This window comes from Phyllobacterium sp. SL163 (assembly GCF_049896885.1).
GTDB classification, from domain to species: domain Bacteria; phylum Pseudomonadota; class Alphaproteobacteria; order Rhizobiales; family Rhizobiaceae; genus Phyllobacterium; species Phyllobacterium calauticae.
The window spans coordinates 340018-359170 of the sequence record NZ_JAFCVE010000002.1 but is presented as its reverse complement, the minus strand read 5'-3'; the positions used below and the strand labels follow the sequence as shown (position 1 = coordinate 359170).

Annotated in this window: 18 protein-coding genes and 1 other RNA gene; 8 read left to right on the top strand and 11 right to left on the bottom strand. The window is 57.4% G+C overall.

Features of this window, described 5'->3' with window-relative positions; all coding sequences use genetic code 11:
• Nucleotides 1-13: 13 nt before the first annotated feature.
• From ACP7B1_RS05320 to ilvD, 4 genes are all read right to left on the bottom strand, one after another.
• The gene (locus ACP7B1_RS05320) at nucleotides 14-1177 is read right to left on the bottom strand and encodes a CaiB/BaiF CoA-transferase family protein (protein ID WP_346306108.1); all 1164 of its coding nucleotides are present in this window, start codon (nucleotides 1175-1177) and stop codon (nucleotides 14-16) included.
• Complete coding sequence (locus tag ACP7B1_RS05315; RefSeq protein WP_346306107.1) at nucleotides 1177-1728, bottom strand: MaoC family dehydratase; 552 nt, start codon at nucleotides 1726-1728, stop codon at nucleotides 1177-1179. The genes ACP7B1_RS05320 and ACP7B1_RS05315 overlap by 1 nt, the downstream gene beginning before the upstream one ends.
• 239 nt (nucleotides 1729-1967) lie before the next feature.
• Entirely contained in the window at nucleotides 1968-2966 is a 999-nt protein-coding gene (locus ACP7B1_RS05310) for a glutathione S-transferase family protein (RefSeq protein WP_346306106.1), read from the bottom strand.
• A gap of 118 nt (nucleotides 2967-3084) precedes the next feature.
• Nucleotides 3085-4758, bottom strand: coding sequence for a dihydroxy-acid dehydratase (gene ilvD, locus ACP7B1_RS05305; protein WP_346306105.1), 1674 nt, complete (start codon nucleotides 4756-4758; stop codon nucleotides 3085-3087).
• A gap of 125 nt (nucleotides 4759-4883) precedes the next feature.
• Between ilvD and ACP7B1_RS05300 the strand changes: the two genes are divergently transcribed.
• A complete protein-coding gene (locus ACP7B1_RS05300) occupies nucleotides 4884-5795 on the top strand; it encodes a LysR family transcriptional regulator (RefSeq protein ID WP_346306104.1) in 912 nt (303 codons plus the stop codon).
• Here ACP7B1_RS05300 and ACP7B1_RS05295 read toward each other — a convergent pair.
• The 5 genes from ACP7B1_RS05295 to ffs form a co-directional block, all read right to left on the bottom strand.
• Complete coding sequence (locus tag ACP7B1_RS05295) at nucleotides 5779-7014, bottom strand: lytic murein transglycosylase (RefSeq protein ID WP_426136790.1); 1236 nt, start codon at nucleotides 7012-7014, stop codon at nucleotides 5779-5781. The two genes, ACP7B1_RS05300 and ACP7B1_RS05295, sit on opposite strands and share 17 nt — an antisense overlap.
• A gap of 26 nt (nucleotides 7015-7040) precedes the next feature.
• Nucleotides 7041-7646 carry a recombination mediator RecR gene (gene recR, locus ACP7B1_RS05290; RefSeq protein WP_346306245.1) on the bottom strand — a complete coding sequence of 202 codons (606 nt, stop codon included), beginning with the start codon at nucleotides 7644-7646 and terminating at the stop codon, nucleotides 7041-7043.
• A 535-nt stretch (nucleotides 7647-8181) separates the two neighbouring features.
• Nucleotides 8182-8505, bottom strand: a complete 324-nt coding sequence (locus ACP7B1_RS05285) for a YbaB/EbfC family nucleoid-associated protein (RefSeq protein WP_091878585.1) — start codon at nucleotides 8503-8505, stop codon at nucleotides 8182-8184.
• 18 nt (nucleotides 8506-8523) lie between these two features.
• Complete coding sequence (locus tag ACP7B1_RS05280; protein WP_346306246.1) at nucleotides 8524-10386, bottom strand: DNA polymerase III subunit gamma/tau; 1863 nt, start codon at nucleotides 10384-10386, stop codon at nucleotides 8524-8526.
• A gap of 125 nt (nucleotides 10387-10511) precedes the next feature.
• Nucleotides 10512-10608, bottom strand: an RNA gene (gene ffs, locus ACP7B1_RS05275) — signal recognition particle sRNA small type.
• Nucleotides 10609-10677: 69 nt separating this feature from the next.
• Between ffs and ACP7B1_RS05270 the strand changes: the two genes are divergently transcribed.
• The 4 genes from ACP7B1_RS05270 to ACP7B1_RS05255 all read left to right on the top strand — a co-directional run bounded on the left by ACP7B1_RS05270 (nucleotide 10678) and on the right by ACP7B1_RS05255 (nucleotide 12783).
• A complete protein-coding gene (locus tag ACP7B1_RS05270; RefSeq protein ID WP_346306264.1) occupies nucleotides 10678-11082 on the top strand; it encodes an HIT family protein in 405 nt (134 codons plus the stop codon).
• Between the two features lie 51 nt (nucleotides 11083-11133).
• Nucleotides 11134-12078 (top strand): NAD(+) diphosphatase, encoded by a 945-nt coding sequence (nudC, locus tag ACP7B1_RS05265; protein WP_346306247.1) that lies wholly within the window; start codon nucleotides 11134-11136, stop codon nucleotides 12076-12078.
• Between the two features lie 73 nt (nucleotides 12079-12151).
• On the top strand, nucleotides 12152-12394 hold the full coding sequence (locus ACP7B1_RS05260; protein WP_346306248.1) for an antitoxin: 243 nt from the start codon (nucleotides 12152-12154) through the stop codon (nucleotides 12392-12394).
• Nucleotides 12391-12783 (top strand): type II toxin-antitoxin system VapC family toxin, encoded by a 393-nt coding sequence (locus tag ACP7B1_RS05255; protein WP_346306249.1) that lies wholly within the window; start codon nucleotides 12391-12393, stop codon nucleotides 12781-12783. Before ACP7B1_RS05260 ends, ACP7B1_RS05255 begins: the two co-directional genes overlap by 4 nt.
• A gap of 9 nt (nucleotides 12784-12792) precedes the next feature.
• Here ACP7B1_RS05255 and ACP7B1_RS05250 read toward each other — a convergent pair whose 3' ends face one another.
• A complete protein-coding gene (locus tag ACP7B1_RS05250; protein WP_403169674.1) occupies nucleotides 12793-13656 on the bottom strand; it encodes a prephenate dehydratase in 864 nt (287 codons plus the stop codon).
• 2 nt (nucleotides 13657-13658) lie between these two features.
• Nucleotides 13659-14411, bottom strand: a complete 753-nt coding sequence (locus ACP7B1_RS05245) for a 3-deoxy-manno-octulosonate cytidylyltransferase (protein ID WP_346306251.1) — start codon at nucleotides 14409-14411, stop codon at nucleotides 13659-13661.
• Nucleotides 14412-14576: 165 nt separating this feature from the next.
• On the opposite strand from ACP7B1_RS05245, the gene ACP7B1_RS05240 reads away from it, so the two are divergent.
• The 3 genes from ACP7B1_RS05240 to ACP7B1_RS05230 all read left to right on the top strand — a co-directional run bounded on the left by ACP7B1_RS05240 (nucleotide 14577) and on the right by ACP7B1_RS05230 (nucleotide 19131).
• Nucleotides 14577-15215 carry a cytochrome c family protein gene (locus ACP7B1_RS05240; protein WP_346306252.1) on the top strand — a complete coding sequence of 213 codons (639 nt, stop codon included), beginning with the start codon at nucleotides 14577-14579 and terminating at the stop codon, nucleotides 15213-15215.
• A 200-nt stretch (nucleotides 15216-15415) separates the two neighbouring features.
• Nucleotides 15416-17257 (top strand): extracellular solute-binding protein, encoded by a 1842-nt coding sequence (locus ACP7B1_RS05235; protein ID WP_346306265.1) that lies wholly within the window; start codon nucleotides 15416-15418, stop codon nucleotides 17255-17257.
• Nucleotides 17257-19131: an extracellular solute-binding protein gene (locus ACP7B1_RS05230; RefSeq protein WP_426136789.1), complete on the top strand. Its 1875-nt coding sequence runs from the start codon at nucleotides 17257-17259 to the stop codon at nucleotides 19129-19131. Before ACP7B1_RS05235 ends, ACP7B1_RS05230 begins: the two co-directional genes overlap by 1 nt.
• Nucleotides 19132-19153 lie beyond the last annotated feature (22 nt).

Genomic DNA, 19153 nt, shown 5'->3' with positions numbered 1-19153 from the left:
AACGTGATATCGCTCACAGACCGAACTCCTTGCGGATCGCCTCGCTGTGCTCGCCAATGCGCGGCGCGGCGCGGTCGGACTTTGCCCGTTTGCCGTTGACCCGGATAGGCGACCGCGTCGTGAGAATGGAAACATTGTCCGCCCGATCCACCCTTTGCAGCATATCGAGAACCTTGAAGCCTTCGCTTGCCATCAGTTCTTCCCAGTTCAGCACTTTCGCGCACCAGATGTCAGCGGGTTCAAGGATCGAAAGCCAATGCTCAGTCTCCTGCGTGGCGAGTTTTTGGGCGATGATGCGTTTGATCTCATCCCGGGCGGTAAACCAGCTGGCGGGCGTATCGCGATAGGGTGCCAGTTCATCCAGGCTGAGAAGATCAGCGAGCTTGGGCAACGGCGTCATGGCAAGAGCCAGATAATTGTCCTTGGTCGGGTAAACGCCGTATGGGGCAGAGAGATAGGCATGCGCACTGCGGAAATCAGAGCGCTTGGGCAGCCGGCGGCCGTCATTCAAATGGGTGGTCAGCACTTCGAACTGGAAATCGATCAGCGATTCCAGCAGGCTTGTTTCGATATGGCTGCCGGTTCCGCTGATCCCGCGCCGCACCAAGGCGGCAAGAACCCCCTGAACCGTGGCGGCACCCGCCAGCATGTCGGCGACCGCAAGCCCGAACGGCACGGGTCCCTGGCTTTCATCGCCATTCAGCCACATCAGGCCGGAGCGCGATTGCGCCAGCAGATCCTGCCCGGGGCGGCCGACCCACGGGCCCTCCTCGCCGTAGCCGCTGATGCTGGCATAGACCAGCCGCGGATTGATGGCTTTCACCGCGTCGTAATCCAGTCCCAGCCGTTTGATGACGCCGGGGCGGAAATTCTGGATGAGGACATCGGCCTTGCCGAGCAGTTTTCGCAGGGAAGCAAGGTCGCTCTCACTTTTCAGGTCGATCGCAAGACTTTCCTTGGCACGGTTGATCGCGTGAAAAATCGTCGAGTCACCGCCGATTTCGGTATCACTCAGATAAAGCCGGCGTGAGAGATCGCCGCCGTCGGGGCGCTCGATCTTGATGACCCGCGCGCCGAGATCCATCAGGCGCAGCGAGGCATAGGGGCCCGACAGGAATTGGCTCATATCAACGACGAGCAGGCCGGCAAGCGGCAGATCAGCATTGTCCGTGGTCATCACTTCTCGGTCTTTCCAATAAATTCGGCGGGATTCTGGTATTTCACCGTTTGCAGATGCTCGCAGTAGAGGACGAGCTCGCCTTCGTTCTTGAACACTTCATAGCTGGCGCGGATCAGCCCCAAATCCTTGTAGCGCGGACGCTTATCGAGATTGGTCCTGATCGTATAAATCGTATCGTTCAGGAACACGGGTTTGATGAACCGCAACTTGTCATAACCATAGGAAAAGGCGTTGACGCAGTTGGTCGCAACAAGGCCAAGCCCGGCGGAAAAGACAAAGGCACCGGCGACGAGCCGCCTGCCGAAAATGCCTTCGTTTTCCGCAAACATCTGGTCCTGCACATAGGGATGGATATCGGTGACCAGCGTGTTGAAGAGGTGGCTGTCGCTTTCGGAAATCGTGCGCCGCAGCGAACGGATTTTCTGTCCGACCGGCCAATCCTCGTAAAACCAGTTTTCAGCATTCCAGACCGGCAAAGCCGCATGATCGGCCGGCATGTTCTTCGGATGCGTCGAGGAGACGCCGACAGTCGGTGCAAACCCGGTCACGGCCGCACCCCGCCGCAGTCTTCACGCACAGTTCCGCGCTGTTCCAGACACCTGAAATCGAACGGGTGTTTCATTGTCCTCGCCTCCTCCATCTTCTTTTGTAAATATTATTTTCACATATGGGTATTTCTGACAAGCCAAAAATCAGGGAAATTTGTGCCGCAATGCAAAAAGCCCGATGGCCGGACATTTCATCCGGCCATCGGGCTTCTTTGTTCTAAATCTTGTCCTTCGACGCATTAGCGCATGACAATGCCCTTACCCATCAGGCGCTCGCGGTCATGCGGCCGGTCGAAATCAATCAATGGACCGGCAGGCACAATACCCGTCGGATTCACTGAGGCGATCGAATAGTACCCCGCCTTGATGTGATCGATTTTCACCGTCTCGCGCACGTTTTCAAACTGATAGAGCTCTCGCAGATAATGCGAGAGATGATGATAGTCCTCGAGCCGCCGGATGTTGCATTTGAAGACGCCATTATAGGCAGCGTCAAACCGGACGAGCGTAACAAACAGCCGCCAGTCGGCTTCGGTCAGGTACTGTCCCGCCAGATAGCGATGATCGGCCAGATGCGCTTCCACGCGATCAAGCGCCGCAAAGACATCACGCACGGCTTCATCATAGCTTGCCTGTGATTTTGCAAAGCCGGCGCGGTAGACGCCGTTGTTGATGTTGTCATAGACGAGGCCGTTCCACCGCTCGATCTCCAGCCGCAGGCTTTCGGGATAGAAATCCCTTTTATCGCCGGTCAGTCCGTCAAAAGCGCTGTTCAGAATGCGGATAATATCGGCAGACTCGTTGTTGACGATCTGTCCCTCGCGGCGGTCCCACAGCACGGGCACCGAAACCTTGCCGGTATAGGTCGCAAGGCTGGCGGTGTAGAGCTGGTGGAGATAATGGATCGGCGGCGCTTTTTGCCCGGCATCGACGAGATTGTTGAATGTCCAGCCGTTTTCACCGAGCGCGGGCTCGGCCACCGCAACGCTGATGATGTTTTCCAGCCCCTTGAGATGACGGAAAATCAGCGTCCGCGACGCCCAGGGACACAGATATGAAACGAAGAGCTGATAACGCCCGGCCTCTGCCTTGAAGGTTGGCGTTCCCTCCTTGTCGAGCACGCCATCTGCCGTGATCCCGTTGCGAAACCGGGTCGGCTCGCGGTGGAAAGCTCCATCTTTCATTTCACTGGCGGCGACGTCGCCCTTGATCCATTGTCCATTCACCAAGGCTGGCATGTGCTGATTTCCTGACTATTCGACTGCGCGTCAGGATCGCATTTCATGGGTGGCATTCATACCACCCATGCCTTGACAGACTGTTTTTGCCATCGCGACAATGGAGAAATCCGCCTCCCTAGCCCGTGACTGCTCCTTCACTGGCGGATTTGGTCAGCGTGGCAAATTTCGCCAGGACACCCCGTGTATAGCGCGGCGCGGGCTGCTGCCATGCCTTGTGGCGCTCTTCCAGTTCGGCATCGCTGACTTCAAGCTGCAGCAGCTGCTTGTGGGCATCGATGGTAATCGTGTCGCCCTCCCTGACGAGGGCAATTGCGCCGCCCTCGAACGCTTCCGGCGTGACGTGGCCGACCACCATGCCCCAGGTTCCCCCGGAGAACCGTCCGTCGGTGATGAGCCCGACGCTTTCACCCAGACCGCGTCCGATGATTGCCGATGTCGGCGCCAGCATTTCCGGCATGCCGGGTCCGCCCTTGGGGCCGAGGTAACGCAGGACCAGCACATCGCCCGGCCTGATTTTGTCCGAGAGGATGGCGTCCATCGCCGACTGCTCGTCGTCGAACACCCGTGCGGGACCCTGGATAACCGGGTTTTTGAGACCGGTGATTTTTGCAACAGCACCGCCCATCGCCAGATTTCCCCTGAGGATAGCCAAATGTCCCTCCTTGTAGAGGGCCTTATCGATGGGTCTGATGATGTTCTGATCGACGGGCGGAGCGTCGGGAACGTGGGCCAGTTCCTCGGCAATGGTCCGGCCGGTGATCGTCAGGCAGTCACCATGCAGCAACCCGGCATTGAGCAGGATTTTCAGGACCTGTGGGATGCCGCCGACCTGGTGCAGATCCACAGCCATGTATTGGCCTGACGGCCGAAGATTACAGATCACCGGAACCTTGCGGCGCACGCGCTCGAAATCATCCAGCGTCCATTCGACTTCCGCAGCATGGGCGATGGCCAGAAAATGCAGCACAGCATTGGTCGATCCGCCGGTGGCCATGATCAGCGATACGGCATTTTCGATGGAATTGCGGGTGATGATGTCCCGCGGCCGGATACCCCGGCGCACAGCTTCGACCAGAACGCGTGCTGATTCGGCGGTGCTGTCCGCCTTCTCGGCATCCGGATTGGCCATGGTCGACGAGGACATCAACGACATGCCCAGTGCCTCGAACGAAGAGCTCATGGTATTGGCGGTGTACATGCCGCCGCAGGAACCGGTGGAAGGACAGGCGTGGCGCTCGATGCCTTCAAAATCTTCCTGGCTCATCTTGCCCGCCATGAAAGAACCCACGGCTTCGAAAGAGGAAACAATGGAAAGATCCTTGCCCTTCCATTTACCCGGCTTGATCGTACCGCCATAGACATAGATCGACGGAACATTGGTCCGGGCAATGGCTATCATGCCGCCGGGCATGTTCTTGTCGCAGCCGCCCAGCACCAGAACGCCGTCCATCCATTGACCGTTCACGCAGGTTTCGATGCAATCGGCGATCACCTCGCGCGAGATCAGCGAGTATTTCATGCCCTCCGTACCCATCGCCATTCCATCGGAGATGGTCGGCGTGCCGAAGATTTGCGGATTGCCGCCCGCTGCCTTCACCGCAGCAACCGCTGCATCGGCCAGTGGCTGCAAACCGGCGTTGCAAGGCGTGATTGTGGAATGGCCATTGGCAATGCCGATCATCGGCTTGTCAAAATCCGCCTTCTCATAACCGAGCGCATAATACATGGCCCGGTTGGGCGAGCGCGCTATTCCCTGCGTGATGTGTTTCGAGCGTTCATTGACTGCCATGACTGTTTCTCCACTGGGATATTTTGGTTCAAGACCAGATTGCCTCTTGTTTAGAGCGCTTCCAAACACGTGTGAAATATATAATTCACACTTGATTAGGTCGTATTTTATATTAAAAATGCGGCATGGATCTGCGTCAGCTGCGCTACTTTATCACTGTTGCCGAAGAACTGCATTTCGGGAGAGCTGCGGCGCGGCTGAACATGACCCAACCACCGCTCAGCCAAACCATACTCGCGCTCGAAGAGGAGATCGGCGTCGAACTGTTCACGCGCACCAAGCGCAGCGTCGCGCTGACGCCTGCGGGTGCCCAATGGCTTGATCATGTGCGCAAGGTTCTGGACGCAGCAGGCGCACTCCCTGGCATTGCCCGGCAGCTCGCGCGCGGCACCATGGGCAGTTTGAAACTCGCTTTCGTCAGCACAGCCGATTACAGCCTGCTGCCGGCACTGCTCGGCCGTTACAAAACGGGTTACCCCGGCGTGCAGATCGGCCTGCAGGAGGCAACGAGTGACGTGCAGATCGAAGCGCTTCTGAACGGAGACATTCACGCCGGCTTGATCATCCCGCCGTCGCAGACCAGCCTCCACGCTTCTCTCACCTATCTGTCATTGCTTCAGGAGGAACTTGTCGCTGCAGTCCCGGAGGAATGGGTGGCATCAGGCAGGTTGGCTCTCTCCAACGGAGCACTCGACATCAAAGGCGCTCTGTCGGAGCCGCTGATTATCTTTCCCCGCCGCAGCGCACCGGCCTTTCACGATCTGATCACCGGCTATTATGCCGGCAATGGTGCCGTCCCATACATCGGGCAGGAAGCCATCCAGATGCAGACAATCATCAGCCTGGTCTCCGCGGGGATGGGAATCGCGCTGGTGCCGGAATCGCTGCGCAATCTTGGCCGTGCCGGCGTTCGCTACCTGAAACTGTCAGGCACGCCGCCACGGATCGAGACCGGGCTTGTCTGGCGCCGAGACGATCCGTCGCCGGCGCTCAGACATCTGATTGATATTGCCTCGGCGTTCAACGGATCGCCTTGACGATATCCTTGTCGGGAAAGCAGGTGGCAGGCAGGCCCTGTTTCGTTTGCCAATCGCCGATGGAGCGCCGTGTCTTGAAGCCCGGGAAACCGTCGGCTCCGCCGGCGTCATAACCCTTTTTTTCCAGCGCCTTCTGCAAACCGGCAATGTCCGAGCGATAGAGCCCGCCGACATCCCCCCAACCGGCGGAAAAACCCTTCGCGCCATTGGCGATGCGGTCACCCACATGCCCGATGAAGAGCGCATAGAGATCGCTCATATTGTATTCCTTGATCACGTAGAAATTCTTGGTGACCACAAAAGCCGGACCGTGACGCCCGGCAGGCATCAACAGGAAGCCCTCGCGATTGGTTTCGCTGGCCGGAAACGGCTTGCCGTTGACCCGAGTGATGCCAAGCTTGGCCCATGCGGCGAAAGGCTTGCCCTGATCCGGACCTTCCAGGGAGCAGCTGACAGTCTGCGGAACGCTGACTTCATAGCCCCAGTCGCGGCCGCGCTGCCATCCATACTGCGCGAGATAATGACCGATGGAACCGAGCGTATCGGGAACGGAATTCCAGATGTCCCGCTTGCCGTCGCCGTCAAAATCCACTGCATGTTCGAGATAGGACGTCGGCATGAATTGCGGCTGTCCCAGTGCACCTGCCCATGAGCTTTTCATGCTTGCAACGCCGATATAGCCTTTCTCCACGATCTGGAGCGCAGCCAAAAGCTCCTTGCGGAACATGTCCTTGCGGGTTGCCATAAAGGCTTTTGTGCCGAGGACGGCAAAGGCGTTGTAGGGGATTTTCACACTGCCATAACCGCTTTCGCGCCCCCAGATGGCAAGAACGATCGGCCCCGGAACGCCATATTTGCTTTCAACCGCTTTGAGGATTTTGGCAAACTGGCCAGACCGCGCTGTGCCACCCGATGTCACCGCGTTGACCGTCTTGTCGTTGAAATACTTGCCGGGAGAGCCGAACTCGGATTGCCGCTGCTCCTTGGGCGTCTGCGGTTTTTCGCCCGGCATCACCAGGTCGGGCAGATCGAAATTGAGTGTGACGCCGGAAAAAGCCTGATCGAAAACCGCTTTGGAAACACCCTGCGTCTTGGCTTCGGGCCAAAGATCGTTGACAAGCCACGCCCGGAACTGTGCTTCAACTTCAGGTTTTGACGCGGCTAACCCGGCTGTTGCATAGAGAACGGTCGCAATCAACGCCGCAAGGGCAAGTCGCATCGGACGTCTGATCAAAAGCCTTCTCCCTATAAAGAGGTCCGCGCGCGCAGGGCGGCGGCCAGCGTGCCCTCGTCCAGATAGTCGAGTTCCCCACCGACCGGAACGCCGTGGGCCAAGCGCGTGATACGCACGTCAAAATCCGCAAGCTGGTCAGTGATGTAATGAGCCGTCGTCTGCCCCTCGACCGTCGCATTGACGGCGAGGATGACCTCCTTGATCTCACCTTCCGCCACGCGGCTGACAAGGCTGCCGATGTTGAGATCGTCTGGACCGACACCGTCCAGCGGCGATAGCCGCCCACCCAGCACATGATAGCGGACATTCATTGAGCCGGCCCGCTCGAGCGCCCAAAGATCGGAAACATCCTCGACCACAATCAGCGTCGCCCGCTCGCGGCGCGGATCGGTACAGATCATGCACGGATCAGACGTATCGACATTGCCGCATGTGGAACAGATACGCACCTTATCGGCTGCGTCCTGCATGGCTGAACCCAGCGGGATCAGCAGCGCTTCCTTCTTTTTGATGAGATGCAGCGCGGCACGGCGGGCGGAACGCGGCCCGAGCCCCGGCACTTTGGCCAAAAGCTGGATCAGGCGTTCAATTTCGGGACCGGCGATTCGTTTCGACATATCGCCGGTTTAAAGCAAATTTCACGCATAGGGAATCGGAGACGCGCGGCGAACTCAACCCAAGCGAAAAAGAGGCAGTTATTTTACAACCCTGCATTCGTTGTTGCCGGCGACAAACGAAGCAATCATCACCTCAAGCGTTTGTAGCGCAATGGTTCAAAGGTGAAGCAGCGGCACCGTGCCAGCCGGTGCATCGGGAGAATGGGCTACCCGCATTGCAGCGCTGCGTGTCGAAGACACGCGAAAAGACGCTGCAACACTTAGAATCTGCATGATTCGAAAAATCTGAAGTGATTTTTTGGATCATGCAGGGGGCAACAGCCTTGCCTTTGAACTTGGAGGTGAACTATGCGGATTTTTCCGTTTAGCATCACCCTTATTATAAAGAGAACCCGGACGAGCTGGTCATGGACCGTCCGGGTAAATCTTTATAGATAAGGTACGGGTGGTGAGTGAAAACTTGCCACCCACTCCGAGAGGAAGTGTACACTATGCTGGCGCCATTTCCAACCACCTCGCGGTTGTAGGCCCGCTCTCAAAAAGGCAGTTTGAAACCTGGCGGTATCGGCAGGCCCGCTGTCAGCGCCTGGGTTTTTTCCGCCATGATGGCCTCAACTTTGGCCTTTGCCTCGTTATGGGCGGCGATGATCAGGTCTTCAAGAATCTCCACATCGTCTTCCTTGAAGAGCGATGGATCAATCTTGAGCGAGGTCAGCGCTCCCTTGCCGGACAGCTTGACCGTGACGAGACCGCCACCGGAATGGCCCTCGGCCTCCAGCGCCGCGATTTCCTCCTGCATGGCGGCCATCTTGCCCTGCATTTCCTTGGCCTGTTTCATCATGCCCATAATGTCACGCATGGGAAAAACTCCTTTTGATCAATCGTCTTCTTCGACGGGGGCCAGCGTATCATCGCCGGAACCGGTCCCGTCCATGCCATCCAGATCGCCATTTCCCTGCCCGGCAGGTGTTGCGATCCGTACATTGATAATCTTGGCACCGGGGAACCGCGACAGGATCGCCGCGACATCCGGATCGGCGCGCGCATCGCTGAGCATGGAATCGCGCCGGGCCGTCTCGGTTTCATTGATGGTCCGGCCGCCCTGCTCCCGCGACAGGGATACCATCCAGCGCGTACCGGTCCATTCGCTGAGTTTCTGCGACAGGTCTGTCAAAAGCGTTTTTGGGGCGTCGTCGGTCAGATTGATCTCGAGCCGTCCTGGCTTGATGCTGACGAGCCGCACACAGTTCTTGACCAGTATCTTGAACTGCATGTTACGCTGCTTGTCGGCGAGCGCCACGATATCGGCGATGCTGGTAACAGGAACCGCAGGCGCCAGTTCTTCGACAACCGGTTGCACCGGCACAACGGGCACAGGCTGCGCTGATTGTTCAACCAGCCGCATGGTTGCACCACCACCAGAGGCAACGGAACCGCGTACGGGTGCGACAGCGTCCGCCGGAGCGGCGCGGCTCATGGTCTCGCCGCCGCCATTGCCGGGACGCGGGCCATCGCTTCGCGGCGGCTGCAGGGAGGAAGACGCCCCATTTTCCAGCGATTTCAGGGCTTCATCCAGCGTCGGCAAATCGGCAGCATGCGCCAGCCGGATCAGCAGCATTTCTGCAGCCTGGACCGGGCGATTGGACGCATCCACCTCGGCAATGCCTTTCAGCAGCATCTGCCATGTCCGAGAGAGAACCCGGATGGAGAGCTTTTCGGCATAATCCCGGCCGCGCAGGCGTTCATCCTCGGACAGGGAGATATCGTCCGCGACATCCGGGGTGAAGCGAATACGCGTCACCAGATGGTTGAAGTCGGCAAGATCGGAAAGAACAACACTGGGATCCGCCCCGACATCATACTGCGCGCGAAACTCGCGCAGGGCGGACGCCACATCCCCGCGCATCAGCATCTCGAAAAGATCAATGATCCGGGCGCGATCCGCCAGGCCCAGCATGGAGCGCACAGTCTCGGCGTCGACATTGCCCGCACCATGGGCAATGGCCTGATCGAAGATCGACAGGGAATCGCGCGCCGAGCCTTCGCCCGCGCGGGCGATCATCGCCAGGGATGCGGCATCAACTGTGATGCTCTCCTTGTCGGCAATCTTCTTCAGCAGCGCCGTCAGCATGTTTGCATCGATACGGCGCAGGTCAAAGCGCTGGCAGCGCGACAGCACCGTGATCGGAACTTTACGGATTTCGGTGGTGGCGAAGATGAATTTGACGTGGGGCGGCGGCTCTTCCAATGTTTTCAGCAGGCCGTTGAAGGCCTGATTGGACAGCATGTGCACTTCGTCGATGATGTAGACTTTGTACCGGGCCGAAACCGGGCGGTAGCGAACCTGCTCGATGATTTCACGGATGTCATCGATACCCGTATGCGAGGCGGCATCCATCTCGATGACATCGACATGGCGGCCTTCCATGATCGCCAGACAATGTTCACCGGGAACAGACAGGTCGATCGTCGGCTTGTCGATTTCAGCTGTTTTATAATTGAGGGCACGGGCCAGGATGCGGGCGGTGGTGGTCTTGCCAACACCGCGCACACCAGTCAGCATCCACGCCTGCGCAATACGGCCGGTCTCGAACGCATTGGTCAGGGTCCGAACCATCGGCTCCTGACCGACCAGATCGTCGAAATTCTGCGGGCGATATTTGCGGGCGAGCACGCGATAGGCGCTATCTGCCGTTTTGGTGTCCATCCCGGTTGATTCCGCTCCTGCATTACTCTTCATGGCGCTAATTGTCCGATTCTGACATTCGCATGTCTCGCGTGATGTCAAATTCGTTCCACCAGGCAAGTTTGTACCGCTGCACACCGCAGCGTCAATGCCGGATGACGGCTTTAAAGAGGATAAAGGTGGGAGGCTGGCACGGCGACCCGTGCCTGGCTCGTTGGGGCTGCTTCCTTCCGGACCTGACCCGGTTGGCGAGTGGCTCGTCCACCACCAACCTCCCGAGGCTCATATCGGCAATCTTTGCGCAAAAAGCAAGCGGGACGACAAAAAAACTGCTAATTGTTGCAAATCATGACGTTCATACTCGATAGCAAACTTGCAGCTGATACGATTCCCATTGCAAGGCTGGGCCTTTGCGATCTGCGCCTGATGAATGACCGGCGCTGGCCCTGGCTCATTCTCGTGCCGCAAAGGGCTGATATAAGCGAGATTCACGACCTTACCCCCCTCGATCAGACAATGCTTGTCTTTGAATCGGGCATTGCCGCACAGGCTCTGAAGACTGTCGCGAATTGCGAAAAGATCAACACCGGTGCTCTCGGCAATATCGTCCGGCAGTTGCACCTGCATATTATCGCCCGCAACACCGGAGATCCGGCATGGCCCGGTCCCGTCTGGGGCTATGGCACGCGCGAACCCTACGGCGAAAAAGACGCACGGGACTTTGCGAACGCCATTCTCAACGCTATCTAGTCAGCATCATTACGCAGTCCCATTCCGGACCGGTCTTCTGGAGCCACACTTATGTCATTTCGCCTTTATGATGTTCCGGAAGCGGAAGCGAGCCGTTTCGTCGGCTTCGCCGGCAACAGGATAAACCGCCACTCTGAAAACCGCAGCGATGATGTGGTGACGGTCGCGCTTGCGGATGCAAAGGCGCGCATGCTGCTGATCGGGCAAGGCCAGATACTGGTGTCGATGGGTAACGGCATAGGCAATGCCTTTTTCGGCCTTGAAGAAGCCGCCGCGCTGCTGCCCCACCCGAACAGGACAATCTATCTGGGAATGCAGGAGGACATGCCGGTTCTGGCCGCTGTGAGCGGTATCGATCTGGCTGACCTCCCCGAAACGATCAAGGCCATTGAATACCGCCCAGTCTATACGCAAGGCCTCATACCCGAAGATCAGCTGGGCGCCATGGCGCAAGCCGTTTCGCTGCTGACGTGGCATGAGAATCACCGCTTCTGCGGACGCTGCGGCACGGAAACGGTGATGCGCGACGGCGGGTACCGGCGCACTTGCCCGAATTGCGACGCCCAGCATTTCCCGCGCACCGATCCGGTTGCCATCATGATGGTGGTACGCGGCGATAAATGTCTTCTGGCGCGTGGACCCCATTTCGGACCAGGCATGTATTCCTGCCTTGCCGGGTTTATTGAACCAGGGGAAACCATCGAAAATGCCGTACGGCGCGAGACGCTGGAAGAAACCAACCTGCCTATCGGCCGGGTGGTCTATCACGCATCGCAACCCTGGCCCTTCCCCTATTCGCTGATGATCGGCTGCCATGCGGAAGCATTGTCCGACGATTACATCCTCGACAAGGCTGAGCTGGAGGCAGGCCGCTGGTTCACACGCGATGAAGTCGCGCTGATGCTCGACCGGACACACCCGGAAGGATTGATGACGCCGCCACCCGGCGCCATCGCCGCCCATCTGATCCGCAGCTGGGTTGAGAGCGGGGTTTAAGTCCTACCAAGGTTGAATTGAAAATACTGCCCAATTGGTATATATCATTGTCATATCTCAAAAGAGGTGCGACATGGAAAAAGCCAAAATCTTCTGGTCCGGACGCTCGCAGGCCGTGCGTCTTCCAAAAGAGTTCCGATTTGACGCCACAGAGGTTCGCATACGGCGTCACGGGCAATCCGTGATTCTTGAGCCGATGCCGGAAAATTGGACTTGGCTGGATGTCCTTACAGGCCCGTTAGACGACGACTTTGTAAAAGCTGCGAGCGAGAAGCCAGTACCGCAGGAAAGACCTGATCTCGACTATTTCAAATGAAATTCTTGCTTGATACCAACGCCATCATTGCGTTGCTGAAAGGCAATGAACGGCTGCACAGCCGACTGCGTCGACATCAGCCGCAGGATTTTGCAATCTCGGCCATCGTTGCCCATGAATTATTTTACGGAGCCTACAAATCACAGCGCGCCGTTCAGAATGTCGGCCTTGTTGAAAGCCTGCAATTCCCGGCACTTGAGTTTGATCTGGACGACGCCAGACATGCGGGCGCGCTACGCGCAAAGCTTGCGCGCGCGGGTAGTCCCATCGGTCCTTACGATGTTTTGGTCGCAGGGCAGGCCCTCGCACGGTCTCTGACCCTCGTCACACGCAATGTTCGTGAATTTCAGAGGGTAGAGGGACTTAGCGTTGAAAACTGGGAGGATTAGACCGTCAATCTACTCTTCCTCGCCCTGGCTGCTGCGAAACGTGGTATCAGCCGGATAGACCCCAAGAATCCGCACCTCCTTGGAGAAGAATTCCAGCTCTTCCAGGGCATGGGCAACGTTCTTGTCGTCCGGATGCCCTTCAATATCGGCGTAAAACTGCGTGGCGGTGAACTTGCCGTCAATCTGATAGCTTTCCAGCTTGGTCATGTTGACGCCATTGGTGGCAAAGCCGCCCATCGCCTTGTAGAGCGCCGCCGGAACGTTGCGCACGCGAAAGACGAAGGTCGTCATCATGAGTTCGTCGGATGTGCGCGGCGCCCACTTTTTCGTCTTGTTCAGGACGACGAAGCGCGTGACATTGTTTTCCGTGTCCTCGACATCCTCTTCCAGGATATCGAGACCATAAAGGCTGGAGGCGAGCCGCGGTGAAAGTGCCGCCATCGTCTTGTCCTTCACTTCAGACACAAGGCGTGCCGCGCCAGCTGTATCCCCGGCAATGACGGGCTTCCAGCCGTTCTTGCGGATATATTTCCGGCATTGACCCAGCGCGTGGATGTGGCTGTGAACCGTTGTGATCTCACTGCGCTTGGTGCCAGGAAGAACCATCAGCTGAAAATGGATCGGCAGGAAGTACTCGCCCACAATGTGCAGACGTGATTCCGGCAAGAGGTGGTGGATGTCCGCCACGCGCCCGGCGATCGTGTTCTCGATCGGGATCATCGCCAGATCAGCCGCACCACTTTCAACCGCGTTGAACGCATCCTCAAAGGTCGGGCATGGCAACGGCTCCATGTGCGGAAACATGTTCCGGCATGCGGTGTCGGAATTGGCACCCGGTTCGCCCTGAAAGGAGATGCGGTTGGTCTTGGCCATAATCAATTGCCCTTTATTGAAGTAAGAATGTCACGTGCCCGCTCAAGATCTTCCTGGGTATCAACACCCAGCGGCACCGAATCAACGATCTCGACATCGATGCGCATGCCGGCTTCCAGCGCGCGCAGCTGTTCCAGCCGTTCGCGCTGTTCGAGCGGCGACGGGCCAAGACCGACGAATCGCTGCAGAGCTGCACGGCGATAAGCATACAGACCGATGTGGTGGTAGAGCGGACCGTTGCCGTAGGGAGCCGTCGCACGCGTAAAGTAGAGTGCGCGCATTTTCCCGGTGCCGATATCCGACCCGACGATCTTCACCACATTCGGATTGGTCTTTTCATCTTCCCTGGTGATCTCAACACACAATGTGGCGATATCGGCGGGACCTTCACGCAGCGGCAGGAGCGCGCGTTTGACCAATTCCGGATCGATGGTCGGCAGGTCGCCCTGGACATTGACGATGGCATCGACAGTGCCTTCCGGATCGAGCGCCAGCAAGGCTTCATAGATGCGGTCCGAACCCGATTCATGGTCGCTGCGTGTCATGACCACTTCAAGCCCGTGGGCTTCGACCGCCGCCTTCACCTCGGCGCTGTCCGTGGCAACAACGGCACGGCCAAGACCGGCCGCCAGGGCACGTTCCGCCACATGCACGATCATCGGCTTGCCGGCAATATCGGCCAATGGCTTGCCGGGCAAGCGTGTGGAGGCCATGCGGGCGGGAATCAGGGTCAATATTTTCATCGTCATAAGCACCCTACGGTGTCAAAAAGTCTCAGGCAGAACTGCCCTTATATGTGTTGCAAGTCTTGAGCAAAAGACCTAGTTTCCGCGCGATCACGAGGGGACTCTCGTCAAGTTATGCAGCGGTCTGCATTGACCAGATAATGAGAACCTCCGCAAGAGGAGCAATGATCGACAATGGATTCGAGCGCATTCAACAAATATGCCATGGCGTTCCTGGCAACAGTTTTCGTTGTCATGACAGCGGGCATCCTTTCGGATTTCTTATTTGATTCCCGTGCGCCCGAAAAACCCGGCTTTATCATTCAGGCTGCCGAAGCCGGCGGTGAAGGTGAAGCCGGCGCGCCAGCCGCAGCAGCTGCGGCCGTGCCGATCGCAACCCTGCTCGCATCGGCGGACGCGACGCGCGGTGAAGCGATTTTCAAGCGCTGCCAGGCTTGCCATACCGGTGAAAAGGGCGGCGCGAACAAGGTTGGCCCGAATCTCTGGGACATTGTCGACCGTCCCATGGCGACGCATGAAGGCTTCAGCTATTCCGGCGCCATCAAGGATTTCTCCAAGGGCGGCAAGGAACTCTGGACGTTCGACCATCTCAATCACTTCCTGACCTCACCCAAGGGCTATATCAAGGGCACAGCCATGGGCTTTGCCGGTGACAAGAAGGACAATGAACGCGCGGACCTGATCGCTTACCTGCGCACGCTCTCCGACAGTCCAAAGCCGCTTCCTGCTGCCGATGCCGCGCCAGCCGGCGGTGAAAAGCCAGCCGATGCTGCAAAGCCTGCAGAAGGCGCTGCACCGGCACCGACAAAATAAGTCAGCCGTCAATTCCAAGGGAAAGCCGGGTCCAGTGCCCGGCTTTTTTGTATCCGTCAGCCTGATCCCATCAAGACTGCGTGTTTTTTTGCCGAAGGTCTGTTCTCCGCCGCATTTTCTCTTAGACTGACCAAAAAAGAGAACCGTGGAGATCTGATTTGCAATTCCGTCCGCTCGTTGCCAGCCTCGCGCTCCTTGCCATGACAGCCGTGATTCCCCTATCCAATGCACGGGCTGCGGATGCTGAATGGCGGACGGCGGTCAGCGCTCTGGGCAAGCCGAAATACGGGCCGGACTTCAAGCATTTCGATTTTGTGAATCCCGATGCGCCCAAAGGCGGAACCTTGAATCAAATTGCTCAAGGTTCATTCGACAGCCTCAACCCCTTCGTCGTCCAGGGAACGTCTGCGGCGGGGCTTCCGGGCGGAACTATCCTGGGTGGATATCTCTACGATACGCTTCTCAGCCGGGCGCTTGACGAACCGGCAACAAATTACGGTCTTCTCGCAGAAGCAGTTGCTTACCCTGATGATTTTTCCTGGGTGAAGTTCCGCCTCAACCCCGCTGCAAAATGGCATGATGGACAACCCATCACCGTCGATGACGTCATCTGGTCGTTCGACACGCTGAAAGCGCAAAGCCCGATCTACAACAAGTATTATCATGATGTGACAAAGGCCGAGAAGACCGGGGACCGAGAGGTTACCTTCACGTTTGCGAGCGGCGGGAACCGTGAGTTGCCCAGCATTGTCGGCGAGTTTCCCATCTTGCCAAAGCACTGGTGGGAAGGCACCGATCAATCCGGCAAGAAGCGCGACATCACCAAGCCCACGACGGAAATTCCTCTGGGTTCAGCCGCCTATAAAATCGAAAGCGTCGACTTCGGCAAGACTATCGTATGGAGCCGGGTAGCCGATTACTGGGGTAAAGATCTCCCCACAAATGTCGGGCGCAATAATTTCGATCGTATTCGCTATGAGTATTTCCGGGACGCAAACGCCATGTGGGAAGCCTTCAAGAAGGGGGGATTCCAGGATTACCGCGGCGAGCCGAGCATCGGCCGCTGGATGCGTGGCTATGATTTCCCGGCATTCACCCGGGGTGACGTCGTCAAGGCCGTGTATCCACAGCGGTCGTCCGGTCGCATGCAAGGATTTCTCCTGAACACACGCCGCGACAAATTCAAGGATATCAGGGTACGCGAAGCCTTGAATTTCGCCTTCGACTTTGAATCCATGAGCAAGAATGCATTTTTCGGTCAATACAAGCGAATAGACAGTTATTTCTCCGGCACGGAACTCGCATCGAGCGGCGTCCCGACAGGTAAAGAACTGGAGATTCTTCAAGCGGTTAAAGGTGAAGTACCGGTAGGGGTTTTCAACGAGGAATTCAAGAACCCGGTTTCTGACACGACACAGGCGCAACGCGATAATTTGCGCAAGGCCGTCACGCTTTTGCGGGAGGCCGGTTATGATCAGAAAAATGGAAAACTCGTCAATACAGCGACTGGCCAACCCCTAACCATCGAATTTCTGGCGGACGATCCGGGCAACGAACGTACGATCGGACCGTTCATGACGAATCTGCGCAAGCTTGGCATAGATGCGCAGATACGTGCTGTCGATGCAGCCCAATATGCGGCCAGGGTCAATGATTATGATTATGACGTAATGGCGATTGCCGGGATCGGACAAACACTGTCGCCGGGGAACGAGCAGCGCGAATTCTGGGGATCCAGCACCGCCGATACGCCTGGTGGACGCAATTACATGGGTATCAAAAATCCGGCCATAGATAAACTGATAGACAAGGTGATCTTTGCCAAGGATCGCGAGGAACTCGTCGCGGCAACACGGGCACTCGACCGGGTTCTGCTGTGGAATTACTATGTTGTTCCGCAGTGGTACGACGACAGGGTCAAGATCGCCTACTGGAACAAGTTCGGCATGCCCGAAAAACAACCGGACTATATCGGTGTCGACCCGCTTTCCTGGTGGATTGACCCTGCCAAGGAGCAAGCTCTGAAAGCCCACGCGCAATGATGGCCGGGCGTCTCAATCGCCGCGATCTGCTGAAATACTCCAGTGCGGCGGCTCTGTCAGCCCTCACTCCGCGTCTGGCACTGGCGGATGTGAAGACGGATGTTCCGCTGCATGGTCTTTCCGCCTTTGGCGAGCTCAAATATCCGAAGGATTTCACGCATTTCGAATACACCAATCCCGATGCGCCGAAGGGTGGTACGTTCTGCTTCTCGCCGCCGACATGGTATTTCAACCAGTCGACGCAGACATTCAACACACTGAATGGTTTCGGTGCACGCGGCGATGCACCGCCACGTGTGGAATTGTGCTTTGATTCCTTGATGACATCGGCGCTGGACGAGCCCGATTCCATTTATGGGCTGGTTGCTGAAAGCGTTACGGTTTCCCCGGACAAGCGGACGTTCATTTTCAAGTTGCGCCCGCAAGCGCGTTTTCATGACGGTTCCCCCCTGACGGCCCACGATGCGGTGTTCAGCTATGAGACGCTCAAGACAAAGGGGCATCCCGATCTCGTGGTGATGATGGCGGAACTCACCGAAATTATCGCCGAGGATGACCACACGTTGCGGCTGACCTTTTCCGGCAAGCATTCCGGCCGCGCCATTCTCGACATTGCAGCAGGGATACCGGTCTTTTCCAAGGCATGGTACGCCACGCGCGATTTCGGCGCATCGACGCTGGAAGCGCCTCTCGGCTCGGGAGCCTATCGCGCGGGCATGATCCTTGCCGGTCAAACGATTGAATACGAGCGCGTTGCCGATTACTGGGCAAAGGATTTGCCGGTGCAACGCGGCTCCAACCATTTTGACCGCATCCGCATCGAGTTCTTTCGCGACCGGCAACCGGATTTCGAATCCTTCAAGAAGGGCGATATTTACTGGCGCTCCGAATCCGTCGCGAAGACATGGGCGACCGAATACAATTTCCCGGCCATTCAGCAGAAGCGTGTCGTCAAACGCGAATTCTCCAGTGAAAAGCGGCCGGTGATGCAGGCCTGGGCGCTAAACCAGCGCCGGCAACAGTTCCGCGATCCTCGGATACGCGAAGCCATCGCCCTGTGTTTTGATTTCGAGTGGACCAGCAAGAACCTGTTTTATGATGTCTACAAACGCTCGCAATCACTGTTTGAGAAATCGGAATTTCGCGCTGAAGGCAAACCCTCCGCCGAAGAGCTGGCCATTATCGAGCCGCTGCGCGACAGGCTGCCGCCGGAGATTTTCGGCGATGCGGTCCTGCAACCCGTATCGGATGGTTCGGGGCGCGACAGAAACAATCTGCGCCGCGCGATCGAATTGATCACCGCAGCGGGTTATACGCGGCAGAACGGCAAATTCGTCGATGCCGGCGGCAGACCGCTCAACCTGGAAATGTTGATCCAGGCGGAAGTCTTCACGCGCTCCTCGGCACCTTTCATCAACAATCTGAACGCCATCGGCATCAATGCCACCCTGCGACTGGTCGATCCGGCGCAGTATCAGGTCAGGCTGCAGGACTTTGATTTCGATATGATGGGCGCTGCCTACTCCCTTGGTTCCACGCCGACACAGGAGAGCCTGCAGTCCATCTTTGGCTCCAAATCGGCTGCCATGCCCGGATCGACCAATTTTGCAGGCATTGCGGATCCGGTGATCGATGCGCTGATCCAGAAAGTCGGTGACGTGAAGTCACGGGCAGAACTGGTCACGATTATGCGTGTTCTGGATCGGCTCTTGCGTATAAGGCGTGACTGGATTCCAAATTGGTACAGTGCGAATCACCTCATCGCCTATTGGGATATGTTCGGCTTCAAGGAGCCCAAACCCGATTATGGCTTTCCGGTTGAAACGCTCTGGTGGCTTGACGAAGCAAAGGCAAAGGCAATTGGCAAGATTTAAAATGATATCTCCTGGAGCACCG